This window comes from Crenothrix polyspora, assembly GCF_900163755.1.
GTDB classification, from domain to species: domain Bacteria; phylum Pseudomonadota; class Gammaproteobacteria; order Methylococcales; family Methylomonadaceae; genus Crenothrix; species Crenothrix polyspora.
The window spans coordinates 21,348-33,558 of the sequence record NZ_FUKI01000142.1; the positions used below are offsets into that span (position 1 = coordinate 21,348).

Annotated in this window: 13 protein-coding genes; 6 read left to right on the forward strand and 7 right to left on the reverse strand. The window is 42.8% G+C overall.

Going from position 1 to position 12,211, the window contains the following annotated elements:
• Positions 1–10: 10 nt before the first annotated feature.
• The 4 genes from CRENPOLYSF2_RS14440 (at position 11) to CRENPOLYSF2_RS14455 (ending at position 4,340) form a co-directional block, all read left to right on the forward strand.
• A complete protein-coding gene (locus tag CRENPOLYSF2_RS14440; protein WP_087144653.1) occupies positions 11–1,804 on the forward strand; it encodes a penicillin-binding protein activator in 1,794 nt (597 codons plus the stop codon).
• Positions 1,794–2,156: a YraN family protein gene (locus CRENPOLYSF2_RS14445; protein ID WP_087144654.1), complete on the forward strand. Its 363-nt coding sequence runs from the start codon at positions 1,794–1,796 to the stop codon at positions 2,154–2,156. The genes CRENPOLYSF2_RS14440 and CRENPOLYSF2_RS14445 overlap by 11 nt, the downstream gene beginning before the upstream one ends.
• 14 nt (positions 2,157–2,170) lie before the next feature.
• On the forward strand, positions 2,171–2,758 hold the full coding sequence (locus tag CRENPOLYSF2_RS14450) for an SIS domain-containing protein (protein ID WP_087144655.1): 588 nt from the start codon (positions 2,171–2,173) through the stop codon (positions 2,756–2,758).
• Positions 2,759–2,963: 205 nt separating this feature from the next.
• On the forward strand, positions 2,964–4,340 hold the full coding sequence (locus CRENPOLYSF2_RS14455; RefSeq protein ID WP_087144656.1) for a phenylacetate--CoA ligase family protein: 1,377 nt from the start codon (positions 2,964–2,966) through the stop codon (positions 4,338–4,340).
• A 38-nt stretch (positions 4,341–4,378) separates the two neighbouring features.
• On the opposite strand, the gene CRENPOLYSF2_RS14460 is transcribed toward CRENPOLYSF2_RS14455, so the two are convergent.
• The 4 genes from CRENPOLYSF2_RS14460 to CRENPOLYSF2_RS14475 are packed head-to-tail and all read right to left on the reverse strand — an operon-like array spanning position 4,379 to position 7,090.
• Positions 4,379–4,846 (reverse strand): nucleoside deaminase, encoded by a 468-nt coding sequence (locus CRENPOLYSF2_RS14460; RefSeq protein WP_087144657.1) that lies wholly within the window; start codon positions 4,844–4,846, stop codon positions 4,379–4,381.
• A 1-nt stretch (position 4,847) separates the two neighbouring features.
• Entirely contained in the window at positions 4,848–5,912 is a 1,065-nt protein-coding gene (gene metA, locus CRENPOLYSF2_RS14465; protein ID WP_087144658.1) for a homoserine O-succinyltransferase MetA, read from the reverse strand.
• Between the two features lie 19 nt (positions 5,913–5,931).
• Positions 5,932–6,777, reverse strand: coding sequence for an ATPase (locus CRENPOLYSF2_RS14470; RefSeq protein ID WP_087144659.1), 846 nt, complete (start codon positions 6,775–6,777; stop codon positions 5,932–5,934).
• A 13-nt stretch (positions 6,778–6,790) separates the two neighbouring features.
• The gene (locus CRENPOLYSF2_RS14475) at positions 6,791–7,090 is read right to left on the reverse strand and encodes a DUF6763 family protein (protein WP_087144660.1); all 300 of its coding nucleotides are present in this window, start codon (positions 7,088–7,090) and stop codon (positions 6,791–6,793) included.
• Positions 7,091–7,449: 359 nt separating this feature from the next.
• Here CRENPOLYSF2_RS14475 and CRENPOLYSF2_RS14480 point away from each other — a divergent pair, with 359 nt between their 5' ends.
• Positions 7,450–8,916 carry a helicase HerA-like domain-containing protein gene (locus tag CRENPOLYSF2_RS14480; RefSeq protein ID WP_087144661.1) on the forward strand — a complete coding sequence of 489 codons (1,467 nt, stop codon included), beginning with the start codon at positions 7,450–7,452 and terminating at the stop codon, positions 8,914–8,916.
• 110 nt (positions 8,917–9,026) lie between these two features.
• On the opposite strand, the gene CRENPOLYSF2_RS19285 is transcribed toward CRENPOLYSF2_RS14480, so the two are convergent.
• From CRENPOLYSF2_RS19285 to CRENPOLYSF2_RS18625, 3 genes are read right to left on the reverse strand one after another with little or no spacing between them, the layout of a single operon-like run.
• A complete protein-coding gene (locus CRENPOLYSF2_RS19285) occupies positions 9,027–9,743 on the reverse strand; it encodes an Hpt domain-containing protein (protein ID WP_245808014.1) in 717 nt (238 codons plus the stop codon).
• A gap of 57 nt (positions 9,744–9,800) precedes the next feature.
• Positions 9,801–10,130 carry an ASCH domain-containing protein gene (locus tag CRENPOLYSF2_RS14490; protein ID WP_087144662.1) on the reverse strand — a complete coding sequence of 110 codons (330 nt, stop codon included), beginning with the start codon at positions 10,128–10,130 and terminating at the stop codon, positions 9,801–9,803.
• A gap of 46 nt (positions 10,131–10,176) precedes the next feature.
• A complete protein-coding gene (locus CRENPOLYSF2_RS18625) occupies positions 10,177–10,389 on the reverse strand; it encodes a hypothetical protein (protein ID WP_140396875.1) in 213 nt (70 codons plus the stop codon).
• A gap of 60 nt (positions 10,390–10,449) precedes the next feature.
• Here CRENPOLYSF2_RS18625 and CRENPOLYSF2_RS14495 point away from each other — a divergent pair, with 60 nt between their 5' ends.
• Entirely contained in the window at positions 10,450–12,132 is a 1,683-nt protein-coding gene (locus tag CRENPOLYSF2_RS14495) for an enoyl-CoA hydratase-related protein (protein WP_087144663.1), read from the forward strand.
• Positions 12,133–12,211 lie beyond the last annotated feature (79 nt).

Here is a 12,211-nt window from a genome sequence, read left to right on the forward strand (position 1 = left end):
GTACTCGCATATGAATAAGCTCTTAAGTGTAAAATACAACAATAACAATAAACAACCGCTCATGCAGGCTTTGTCTTTGTGCGTACTATTGCTCTCCGGCTGTAGTAGCTTACAAAACAGCAGCTCAGAATTATATCAGCCTACCCCTTGGGCTCTTGAACAAAATAGAAATCGCCTAGCAACAATTGAATCTTTAATTCAAACCAACCGACGTGAAGAAGCCAAAAACAGTGCCGATATAATTAATCCTGATGAATTGTCAACTGAACAAAAAGCCCAGCTTAATTTGTTATATGGCCAAATTATACTGAGTTTTGGCGATGGCGAGCAGGCACTGCAACGATTTGTGCAAATTCAAGCTCAGCAACTCAGTTTGCCAGACCAAATCAAGTATTTCCAAGCTAAATCTCAAGCATTTACCTCAGTAGGTGATTTTTTAAGCAGCGCTAAATCCAGAATAGACTTAGAACCCTTGCTAACCGTCTCGGAAGATCATAAAAAAAATCAAACGCTTATTTTTGAAAATTTAAGCTTGGTGTCAGATAACGTATTACAAATTAATCAACGTCAAGTGGCATCGCCGTTGGCGGAATGGTTGGAATTAGCCAGTATACTCAAGGCAAAAAATCAAAATCCAGCGCAATTAAATGCGGCTATTATGCAATGGCGCACCACCTATCCCAGTCACCCTGCCAATTCCAGTTTCTTACAAAATCACCAAAAAGCACTGACAGACCCTGGTAGTCGTCCAAAATCAATTGCCTTACTTCTGCCAGAATCAGGAGTTTTTGCCGAAGCCGCTAAAGCGATACACGCCGGTGTTATGGCCGCATACAACCATGAAAATGGTGACCCCGCCCGCCCAGTCATTCATTTTTATGACAGCGAAAAACAATCCGCGACGGTTTTGTACAACCAGGCATTAGAGCAAGGCGCTAATCTTATTGTCGGCCCACTCGATAAAGAAAAAATTCAAAGCCTTGCCAACTCGGTGCAATTTAACATTCCCGTTCTGGCTCTCAACCACGTTCAAGGCCTCAACAAACAAAATCTGTATCAATTTGGCCTTAGCCCATTGGATGACGCTGAACAAATCACCAACAAAGCCTGGTTAGATGGGCATCGCAATGCAATGGTATTAACGCAAGATAATGAACAAGGCAAACGTGTTGCTAAATTTTTAGCCGATAGCTGGCAACGCAAAGGCGGTAAGCTCATTAGCAAAAAAACCTATCCTCCTAAAGGCACCGATTTTTCATTTATCGCTAAAAAATTACCTAAGTTAAATGGCAATAAAAACCTTAACAACACAGCGGCTGGCGCTAGCTCTAATACCGGTAAAACAGCCCGCACACGACAAGACATTGATGTTATCTTGCTAAGCGCCTACAGCGATGAAGCCAGATTAATCAACGCCCAGTTACACACATCACCGGTAGCGGTTTATGCAATGTCCAATGTCTATACGGGTCGTGCAAACCCTAATGCAGATGCAGCGCTGAGCGGTGTCAGTTTTTGTGATGCGCCGTGGTTATTTAGTAGCGCCTACACAGGTGCTTTAAGTATGCCTGCTTTACAAGCGGACTGGAGCCAATTTAACAACCAATACTACCGTTTAGTAGCAATGGGTATTGATGCGTATTATTTAGCCGGACAACTGAATAATCTGCAAGATACACCTTATTACGGCGCAACAGGCAAATTATCATTAACCGATAATCACCGTATTAAACGTAATTTAGTGTGTGCCAAATTTGTTGCTGGGCAGCCTGAACTTAGGGGCTTTATTAGCAGTGCCCATTGAGCCTTACAAAAAACCGCAACACCTTATTCGTGGTGAGGCTGCTGAAGAGCAGGCTCACCAGTTTTTGCTTAACAACGGACTGACCGCTGTTTGCCGGAATTATCGCTGTCAATACGGCGAGCTTGATTTAATCATGACTGATCATAACAGTTTGGTCATTATTGAAGTCAGATTTCGTAACAACAATACCTACGGCAGTGCGCTCGAAAGTATTACACCGCGCAAACAAGCCCGTCTGATTGCCACCACCCAGCACTACTTATCCCACCACAAAACCGAGCAACGCATTCGCTTCGATGTCATCGCGCTGTCTGGCGACGGCAGTTTACAATGGATTAAAAACGCTTTTTAATTGTTACTATCACTATGAGCTTACAAAACCGCATTATTAATCATTTCTCTGACAGTATTCAGGCGCAACAAGATGCAACAACGCATCTTAGCGAGGTGCTTGAATTTGCCTCGTTGCGTTTGGTGACCGCTTTACTTAATGATAAAAAAATAATCACCTGTGGAAATGGCCGCTCCGCACTGAGCGCACAACTGCTGGCCAGTGCTATGCTTAATCAGTTTGAACGCAGCAGACCCGCACTACCGGCTATCGCATTGGCGGCAGATTCTGCAACGCTAACCGCCATTGCCAATACCGTACATTTTGATGATATTTTTGCCAAACAACTGCGAGCATTAGGACAAAGCGGCGACATACTGGTTACTTATACCGATGAAGATAACGCCGCCAATGTCGCCAAAGCCATTATTGCCGCACACAGCAAAGACATTTCTATTATTGCGTTAACCGGCAAGGATGGTGGCATGGTAACCTCGTTATTAAGCGAAAGAGATTTGGAAATTCGCGTGCCGTCACATTCCAGTGTTCACATTCACGAAGTACATGTGCTTATCACCCATTGCTTATGTGATTTAATTGATCATCAATTGTTTGATGGCTAATGTTGTTATTGATAGCCATAATTTTATTAACAATTTAGCGAACAACGAAAAACTTAACAGCCCCAACATTGACAGTTATGGCTTAGTCTTCTATTTTTCTAACTAACAGATTACTCATTTGATGAATTAAAAACAACAAGGCTGCCCCTCGGTAAATTTATGGACAGTAATACCGCGCTACTTAATATACAGAGAAAATAAGACAATGTATGCGACTTACCTGTATCGGCACAGTCCTGTGTGGGCACAAGAGTTATTAATTTCTGGCTCTAGCATTATCCAAAAAATACTACGCGAAAGTCTCGTCTTTAAAAAAATGCTGGCAGAAACGGAAGCCAGGCAATATTGGTCTACCGAGCAACTTAACCAGTGGCGTGATGATCAATTACGCATCATTTTACATCGCGCACAAACAGTAGTGCCTTACTATCGTCAGCATTATGGGCATTTGTCACTGGCACACGATGATCCGATAACACAGCTTGAGCGTTATTCCCTACTCCACAAAAACCATATTATTAATGCGCCTAATGCGTTTCTAGCAACAGATATTCATGGTTATCGACATGTCTCAAGCAAAACCAGCGGCACAACGGGTACACCGTTAACCGTATACAAAACCTTTAATTCAATCAATAGAGAAAATGCTTTTGTGTGGCGACAAATGCACTGGGCGAATTTTCACCAAGGTGAAAAAATGGCCACTTTGTTCGGTGCGCTTGTCGTTCCAGAACCTCGTCACAGTAAATCAACCGTCTTTTGGCGTATGGATCGGGCGGCTAATATCTTATTTATGTCCTCGTACCACCTTGCTGAGCAAAACATACCCGCATACCTTTCCGCACTACGCCGTTTTGATCCAGCCATCATACGGGCGTATCCCTCTTCAATCAGTTACCTAGCTAACTGGCTGTGGCATCGTGGTCAACATGCGCAGCTACCGTCATTAAAAAGTATTACAACCTCTTCTGAAACTTTATCAACGTTACAGCGTGAGCGTATAGAAACAACATTTGGCGTTAAGGTGTTTGATTGGTATGGTGGCTCTGAACGCGTTGCAGCCATTGGAACCTGTGAATACGGCCACTACCATGTTATAGAAGATTATGGTTATGTAGAATTTGGCCCACGGTTAAGTAATGGCTTTTGTGAGATCATTGGCACAGGGTTTATTAATCATTTAATGCCATTAATTCGCTACGCCACAGGAGACTTAGTGGAATTAGATAATAGCCATGAGCCGTGTACTTGCGGTCGTGTATTCCGGCGGGTGAAACGGATCATGGGGCGTTTGAACGACGTTATAAAAACCCCTGATGGCCGCACGATTGGTCTTATTGACCCTATTTATAACGGCTTGTCAGAAATTTCCGAAGCGCAAGTGGTACAAAACACCTTAGAGAGCATTGAAATTCGTGTGGTAACCGTCAATCAACACCCCTTAAGCCAAGACACCCGCACTCGCTTAATCAGTAATATTCGGGCGCGAGTGGGCTTGGATATGGATGTTCATGTGATTGAAATAGACAATTTACCACGCACTAATAACGGTAAGATACGTACGATTGTCAGCAATATTTAACAGCCCCGGCTATCCAACTTCCGATAGCCTATTTACCGCTAATACAACACCTTATCTTTTTTTTCTGACCACGCTTTAAACGGCTGTGTATCATTAAGCCCTGTTACATGGTGCATAGGAATACTGCGCTCGGCTGGCAAAAGTGCGATTTGATCATAAATAAAGCTATCATCAAACTGCGCTTGCGCGGCATCATGCCGACTGCATGCAAAATACACGGTTGCCAAACGCGCCCAATAAATCGCCCCCAAGCACATAGGGCACGGCTCGCAACTGGTGTATAAAATACAATCACGCAATTGAAAACTGTTCAGCTTGGTACACGCCAAACGTATCGTCATAATTTCTGCGTGCGCAGTTGGATCATTATTTTGCGTTACCTTATTACCACTCGCCGCTATTATCTGCTTATCTTTAACAATAACCGCGCCATAGGGGCCGCCTGCACCGGTTTCAACATTATCCAGCGCCAACGCAATGGCTTGTTGTAAAAACTGCGTGTGCATCTTATAAACCTAACGGGTTATTCGGATCAACACCATCCATAAAAGGATAGCGTCGATCTTGGTGAGTAATCTGATAAATCTTCCCTAGCCAATTATTAAACACCGCTTTCGCAGTATCGCACCAAGTATTATCAAGATGCTCTAAAACCAACTGTTCAGGAAATGCCGGTAATACCTGTTTTAAATCACGAGCGTGTGTTACGTGCAGTTGATAAGCGGCAAACACCTGACACACGCTCGCATTAAAATAGTTGTCCGGAAACGGTGGATAGTCGTCGATTTCACGGTGATAAAACCGCAACACCTCGCGCTTGTACTCTTTTAACAAACTGATGTCGTCATACTCTGGATGACCTTGAAAAAACACAATACGGAAACCGTCTGGACTAACCGCCAAATGTACACCGGCATCACTACTGACCGCCAACACTTTTAAACCATGTTGTTCCATATCACCACGAAATACTTCGTTAAAACGCGAATGCGGCACATCAAAACGGCTATTAATTTCAGCAACCAACGGATGCTTGCGATCAGTTAATTTATGAGAAAACACCCCCCAGCGTTTAGCCGGCAAGCGTGTGCGCTCAATACCATAGCAATATTGAATCACCGCATGGGTGGCTAAACACGAACACAGCACCGATGTCACATTTTCTTTGGCCCATGTAAATACTTCCATTAAAGGTAACCAAAAATCTTCTTCGTGTAATTTTGTACCGATCACATTAGCGCCACTGATAATCAGCGCATCCAAACCGTCATGTTTTATTTTTGCAAACGACTCGTAATATTTATCAATGTGCGCCTGTGCGTGCGGGCTTCTTTGCAAGCCCTCAATGGTAAATGGATGAATATGAAACTGCACGATTTGATTGCATGCACCCACCAAACGAAAAAACTGCCGCTCAGTCGCTTCCAGTGCGGCATCTGGCATCATATTCAGTAAACCAATGTGTATCTCTCGAATATCTTGCTGCCCCGCACGATAAGACGACAACACCTCTTCGCCCTCTTCGCGCAAGCGCTCAAATGTCGGTAAATTAGTATGAGCAACTAACGGCATAGCAGTAACACGCCTCTCATTACGCTTGCGCGGCCAAGGCGTTGGACACCAAGCGAAAAAAATCATCCTCGTTATTAATGCTTGCTACATCACCCGCATCCAGTGTATAGCCGTATTGCGTAGCAATGGCCTCATAACGTGGCAACCGTGATCTAAACAATTCAGGAAAAACCCAGGATACGAAATCATCCGGTGGGATATGCTCAGGCGTTGCATACTGATGTAATGCCATAAATTCAGCTAGCTTTTCATCCAAAAAACTTTCCCTATAATACAATGGCTTAGGGTCTGATTTTGCCCGTGCTACAATGGTTTTTTCTAAATCCGGTGAGATTTTAATGTATAAAATCAAGGTTTCTTGCGCTAGTTTTTCTAATACGTCGGGCGCATCCAGCTCGCAGACACTGCCACCCGCATCATTAATAAAATGCTTGTAACCGTAAATATCCTCAGCTTTGTGGATAAATTCAGGCACATCATACATCGCGGCAATCTCGGCCTGATGATGCAATTTTTGACGACGCTTAAATTCTTGTAGCGATAAGCCCCCTAAAGCAGGATCGCCAAGCTTGCTTAAAAAGCTTGATACTGGGGCTAAATTATTAACGGTAATGCCGCTGCGGATGTAAATGGAATCAGTTAATAACAATTCGCGCAAAAACGGCACACTCATCGCCTGACGTTTAATATTATCTAAAATTGGCTCTTGCAAATATTTTGTGCCGATACGGTAGTCACCCGAATAATGAAACCATTTACTTTTGGGCAGTTTATTGGCCAAAGTTGTTTTGCCAGCACCGGACATTGCCAATAAGGTAATGCGCTTCGATTGCCAATCCATAAATTGCTGAGAAGTCATTCTCATAAGATTTTCCTAACTAATCCAAGTAGTCTTCAAGATCCATATCTTCATCATTCGCCCGATGCTCATCCGTATCAGTGTAGCCCAAATCGTCGGATTCAATAACATCAAACGGGGCTGTCCAATCTTCTGGGTCTTCAATATAATCAAAGGTTGAATCATACCAGCTATCGTGATCGTATTCGCCAATATCGCCATTCATATACTGAACCTCAATGGAATCAGCATTTTCATCGATATTAATCACTTTGAACGTTAAATTATTCTCCAGATCTTTGTACCAATTACCTATGCTGGGATCTGCTATTGTTGCCATAGTGCGCCTCAATTCTCCAAAATAATGTCATTAAAATATTCTACGATATTACTCATACGATCACAAAACTACGATTGTGGTAAGTATTCACCACCCCTTTTGAAAAAGAGGGGAACTGAATAATTACCGATTGTGTTCTGTTGACAGTGAACAAAAATATATTTTTTGATAAAAATAGCGTAATACCGTCTAAAAAATAGAACATTTTGCAAAAAAATACAAAATATTTTACAGAAAAAAATAATCTCTTTAATCGTCAGGCATTATGCGGCCATAGCTATAACACAGCATACACGCTTTCTTGCCAATGCTCTCTGTGCTAGGATGGACAGTATATTTATTTATCGCAGGAGATCAACATGCTGGAAATTTTAATTGGTGGCCAAAAGGGTACGCAAGTCATTATGGATGCGGCAATGGGTAATCGTCATGGCATGATTTCAGGGGCAACAGGCACCGGAAAAACAGTGACCTTGCAAACGATGGCAGAAGCCTTTTCCAAGATAGGTGTTCCGGTTTTTCTTGCTGATATTAAAGGCGATTTAACCGGTATTGCCTTAGCAGGCAGCGCCACAGACAAAGTTAACGAGCGCCTTCAGCAAATTGGCATCACTGGCTTTCAGCCACGCGGCAATCCGTCAGTATTTTGGGATATTTTTGGTAAAACCGGCCATCCAGTACGTACGACTATTTCCGACATGGGGCCGTTATTACTGAGTAATTTATTAGAATTAAACGACACCCAAACCGGCGTACTGTATACCTGTTTTAAAATTGCCGATGATAACGGCATGTTGCTATTAGATTTAAAAGACTTACGTGCCATGCTAAGCTGGATGGGTGATAATGCCAAAGAACTTCAGGCAGAATACGGCAATGTTGCATCGGCCAGTTTGGGCGCTATTCAACGGCAATTACTGGTACTGGAAGAACAGGGTGCTGATGATTTTTTTGGCGAGCCAGCACTTAAATTAGCCGATTTTTGTAAGACGGACTTTTCTGGCAACGGTGTTATCAGTGTTTTAGATGCCACAGTACTAACCAGTAAATCGCCCAAGCTCTACGCTACATTTTTGCTCTGGTTATTATCTGAGCTATATGAAAATTTCCCTGAAGTGGGTAATGCAGACCGCCCTAAGCTGGTATTATTTTTTGACGAAGCGCATTTATTGTTTGATCAAGCACCTAAAGCCTTAACCGACAAAATCGAACAAATCGTGCGCTTAATTCGCTCCAAAGGCGTGGGCGTATACTTCATTAGTCAAAGTCCGTTAGACATCCCAGAAGACATTCTAGGACAGCTAGGGCTTAAAATTCAACATGCACTCAGGGCATTTACCCCAAAAGATCAGCAGGTGGTTAAAAGCGTTGCAGAAAATTTCCGCAGCAATCCTGCCATTAACACAGTGGAAGCCATTCAGGAACTTAAAACCGGCGAAGCGCTGGTATCTATACTCAATAAAGATGGCAGCCCCACACCGGTTGAACGTATTTTTATTCGCCCCCCAGAGTCTCAATTAGGCCCTGCTACAGCTGAACAACGTGCTGATATTATCAGTCGATCACCCTTCAATGGCCAATACGAGCAAGTTGTCGATAGGGAGTCAGCCTACGAAATGCTCAAAAACAAAGCCACACAACAAGCGGCAGCAGATGAAATCGACAGGAATAATGATGCTGCGCGACCAAAAACCAGCGCAAGCGCACGTAATAGACAATCCGTGGCCGAGGTATTAATGAAAAGCGCAGCTCGCACTCTGGGCAGTACTGTTGGCAGGCAAATCGTTCGTGGCTTACTGGGCTCACTGCTCGGCAGTCGCCGGTAATTGCATAGCGCAGAGGCCACTTTTGTCTCTCTGGCAACAGCGTAACAACATTAGCCACTCTACATACCTGATTATGGTGTTGCCATGCACATTGAGCAGGCTGCACTGCCTTATATTAGGGTATTTAAAATAGCATTTTTTTTAGCGACAAAGCTTACTATCGCTGTTTTTAGTGTGTCAAAATGGCCGATAACCGTTTGATAATCTTTATGTAATAAACAATTTTCCAAGGCATACGCTTGTTGTTGCATATCACTAAAGCCACAAAAACCGACAGAGCCATGCAATTTATGAGTAATTTCTAATGCTACTTTATAGTGTTGCTGTTGCAGGGCGATATCGATGTCATGTATTTGTTGTGGTAACTCGATAAATAATTTTTTAAATATAACAATTGCCAGATTTTTATTATTTTGAGTTTTATCTAGCAAAATTTGAATATACTCAGGCTCAGCAAGGCTGTTGGTATTTTTTTGTCGCCTGATAAATTGCTCTATTGCATCAACATTTATTGGTTTCAACCAACAGCCAACCACCTGTAATACCTCATAACGCGCTTTCAAATGGCTTTCATGCGCTTCTAGCATCACAATAACCGGTGCTTTGCAGTTAAGTCCGCTGGCGCTGTTTACAAGGCTAATCACCTCCTCTTCTGCCAGCACCGTATCGAGCAAAATCAACTGAAAACGGGTATATAACAAGGCAATTAAGGCTTCGTTTTCGTTATTTGCAACGGTAACAGACACATCTGGCCAGCGTTGTGACAGTTTGGTATAGCACGAATGATGATTGTCGTACTCTATGAGTAATAAGTTAAATTGTTCCATGAATATCGTTGAATCTTGTTTACAAGATGCGTTTTTATAAGCGCAAGCAGCGCTTTTTTATAATTGCCGAACGAAACTGTGTACCCATGCCAAGCCTTCATCGTTCCAGATCATACCTGCATGCATTTTTAAAATAATATTCTGGTAGCTTGCAAGGTCATCATAACCTTCGGCTTTGGCATGGGTATCGGTCATATCACCCAAGCTTTGCCGTTGTAAATCGGTTATAACAAACTTAATGTCTTCTAACACAAAGGTTTCTCCCGGCCAACCATAAACACCATGCCGCCGCTGCTCAGTTTTATTGCCCGCAATAGCAGCAGCCACTAATTTAGGATGGGTAATTAAACGTTCAATTCCGCAGGATTTTTCGGGCAAAGTTGTCATGAAGGCTCTCAGGGTATTTTAACAAACGGCTTAATTCAGCAGACACTTAGCAAAGTTTACTGTCGGAACAGCTTGTATTATCCAGCGTAAAGCCAGAATACTCAAGCGCTGCAATGTCTTCTTTGTCGATGCGTATTGGTAACACAATAATCACACTACTATTCTCGGCGGTTCGCGTTGTATTTATTGGCTTCTTGACTAAACTAAAAGCTAATCCGGAAAGCCACTTACTTTTCATGTAAGAAGCCAGCCGTTTCATTCACCACCCTAAACCAAACACAGGGCTTACACCTGCCTAGCCCAACAAGGATGCCTGGCTATGAAAATTTTAATTCTGTCATCAACTTATGATAGCTTAACGCAGCGTCTTCATGTTGAACTGACGGCACGCACTCATGCGGTCATTTTTGACATTGCTTCCAATGATCTGCAAACAGTCGATATTGTTAATTTACACCAACCTGAGCTGGTTATATGCCCGTCAGTAGAAACCAATCTTTGCCAAAGTATTTGGCAGCACTATCGCTGCATTACTCTAAAAATAACCACGGCGAGTGACACAGGCTCCTCTTGCCTAGATTGGGCTATACAAGATCAGGAAGCTAGCTGTTACGTTACCGCTTTACAAATAACCTCTGAAACAAATGCCAGTAGCTTATGGGCCAGTACAACAGTTAATATCCGTCCAACCAGCAAGAGTAGTCTTTACCAATTGGAGATACAAGATGCAGCACTTAAGGTGATATTGGAAACCATTGAGCGTACACAAAATGCTAGCTTTATTCCTGATACACTGCTAACTGGCAACGCCACCATTAAAGACCGTATCCGACCTTTTATGCGCCAAGCTGACCGACAGATTGATTGGGAGCAAGACAGTACCGCCAGTATACTCAATAAAATTCGCGCAGCGGATGGCTATCCAGGTGTGGCCGATAATATCAGAGGCATAGATTATTTCATCTATGGCGCTAGCGAGGAAGATAGCCTGCGCGGCTCTCCAAAAGCATTAATTGCTAAACGTTTTGGTGCGGTATGTCGCGCTACGGTTGATGGTGCTATTTGGATATCGCATATTGAACTCAAAAATGACGAAATCGAAAGAAAACATTTTAAATTACCTGCCACATTGGTATTTGGCAAAAAAATAAAAGACTTACCCGACATGCCGGTATCTATTTACAATACGTCAAAACACACTTTTCGAGAGATTTGGTACGAAGAACACAATCAAATCGGTTACTTGCATTTTGATTTTTATGACGGCGCGATGAGTACTGAACAATGTTTACGCTTACGCGATGCTGTTTTAGATGTATTGGACCACCCCACCCGTATTTTAGTTTTACTGGGCGGCGCTGCCTTTTGGTCTAGCGGCATTGATTTACGCGTTATCGAAGCATCCAGAGCGCCAGATGAAGAGTCTTGGCACAACATTAATGCCTTGAATGATCTTATTTTGACAATTATAACCGCGACACAAAAAATAACGATTGCCGCAGTGCATGGTCATGCCAGTGCCGGTGGTGTAGCGCTGGCAGCGGCATGCGATAAAATTTGTGTGCGTCAGGGCGCATTGCTTAATTTAAACTATAAATCAATGGGCTTGTTCGGCTCAGAATACTCAACGTATACATTGCCCAAACGCATTGGCTACGATAAGACAATAGAGCTTATTGAAAACTGTCGCAGCCTAGGTGTACAAGAAGCTAAACACATTGGCTTAATTGATGGCACTATTCCCGATTGCTTCGATGCTTTTGAAAAAAAGATTAAAATAATGGCTGAAACGCTTGCTCGGCACCAAAATTATGAAAAAATAGTAAAATCTAAAATACAACGCCGTAATCAAGATGAGTTTCTTAAGCCGTTGCAATATTATCGAGAAGAAGAGCTGCAACGTATGAAAGAAGAATTTTTTGAACCAGATGCCTTATACCACTTAATACGCAAGCAATTAGTTTACAGTAAACCCATATTCTCTAAAGACACTCAGGATTAAGTAAAAGCCAATATTTATACTCACATTGAGCGGCTATCACCCATAGGAAAGTTGATATATATTTGCTACCGTGGGGCCA

Coding starts and splice junctions, on each gene's coding strand:
- CRENPOLYSF2_RS14440 (WP_087144653.1), top strand. CDS start 11: ATGAATAAGCTCTTAAGTGTAAAATACAACAATAACAATAAACAACCG.
- CRENPOLYSF2_RS14450 (WP_087144655.1), top strand. CDS start 2,171: ATGAGCTTACAAAACCGCATTATTAATCATTTCTCTGACAGTATTCAG.
- CRENPOLYSF2_RS14455 (WP_087144656.1), top strand. CDS start 2,964: ATGTATGCGACTTACCTGTATCGGCACAGTCCTGTGTGGGCACAAGAG.
- CRENPOLYSF2_RS14460 (WP_087144657.1), bottom strand. CDS start 4,846: ATGCACACGCAGTTTTTACAACAAGCCATTGCGTTGGCGCTGGATAAT.
- metA (WP_087144658.1), bottom strand. CDS start 5,912: ATGCCGTTAGTTGCTCATACTAATTTACCGACATTTGAGCGCTTGCGC.
- CRENPOLYSF2_RS14470 (WP_087144659.1), bottom strand. CDS start 6,777: ATGAGAATGACTTCTCAGCAATTTATGGATTGGCAATCGAAGCGCATT.
- CRENPOLYSF2_RS14475 (WP_087144660.1), bottom strand. CDS start 7,090: ATGGCAACAATAGCAGATCCCAGCATAGGTAATTGGTACAAAGATCTG.
- CRENPOLYSF2_RS14480 (WP_087144661.1), top strand. CDS start 7,450: ATGCTGGAAATTTTAATTGGTGGCCAAAAGGGTACGCAAGTCATTATG.
- CRENPOLYSF2_RS19285 (WP_245808014.1), bottom strand. CDS start 9,743: ATGGAACAATTTAACTTATTACTCATAGAGTACGACAATCATCATTCG.
- CRENPOLYSF2_RS14490 (WP_087144662.1), bottom strand. CDS start 10,130: ATGACAACTTTGCCCGAAAAATCCTGCGGAATTGAACGTTTAATTACC.
- CRENPOLYSF2_RS18625 (WP_140396875.1), bottom strand. CDS start 10,389: ATGAAACGGCTGGCTTCTTACATGAAAAGTAAGTGGCTTTCCGGATTA.
- CRENPOLYSF2_RS14495 (WP_087144663.1), top strand. CDS start 10,450: ATGAAAATTTTAATTCTGTCATCAACTTATGATAGCTTAACGCAGCGT.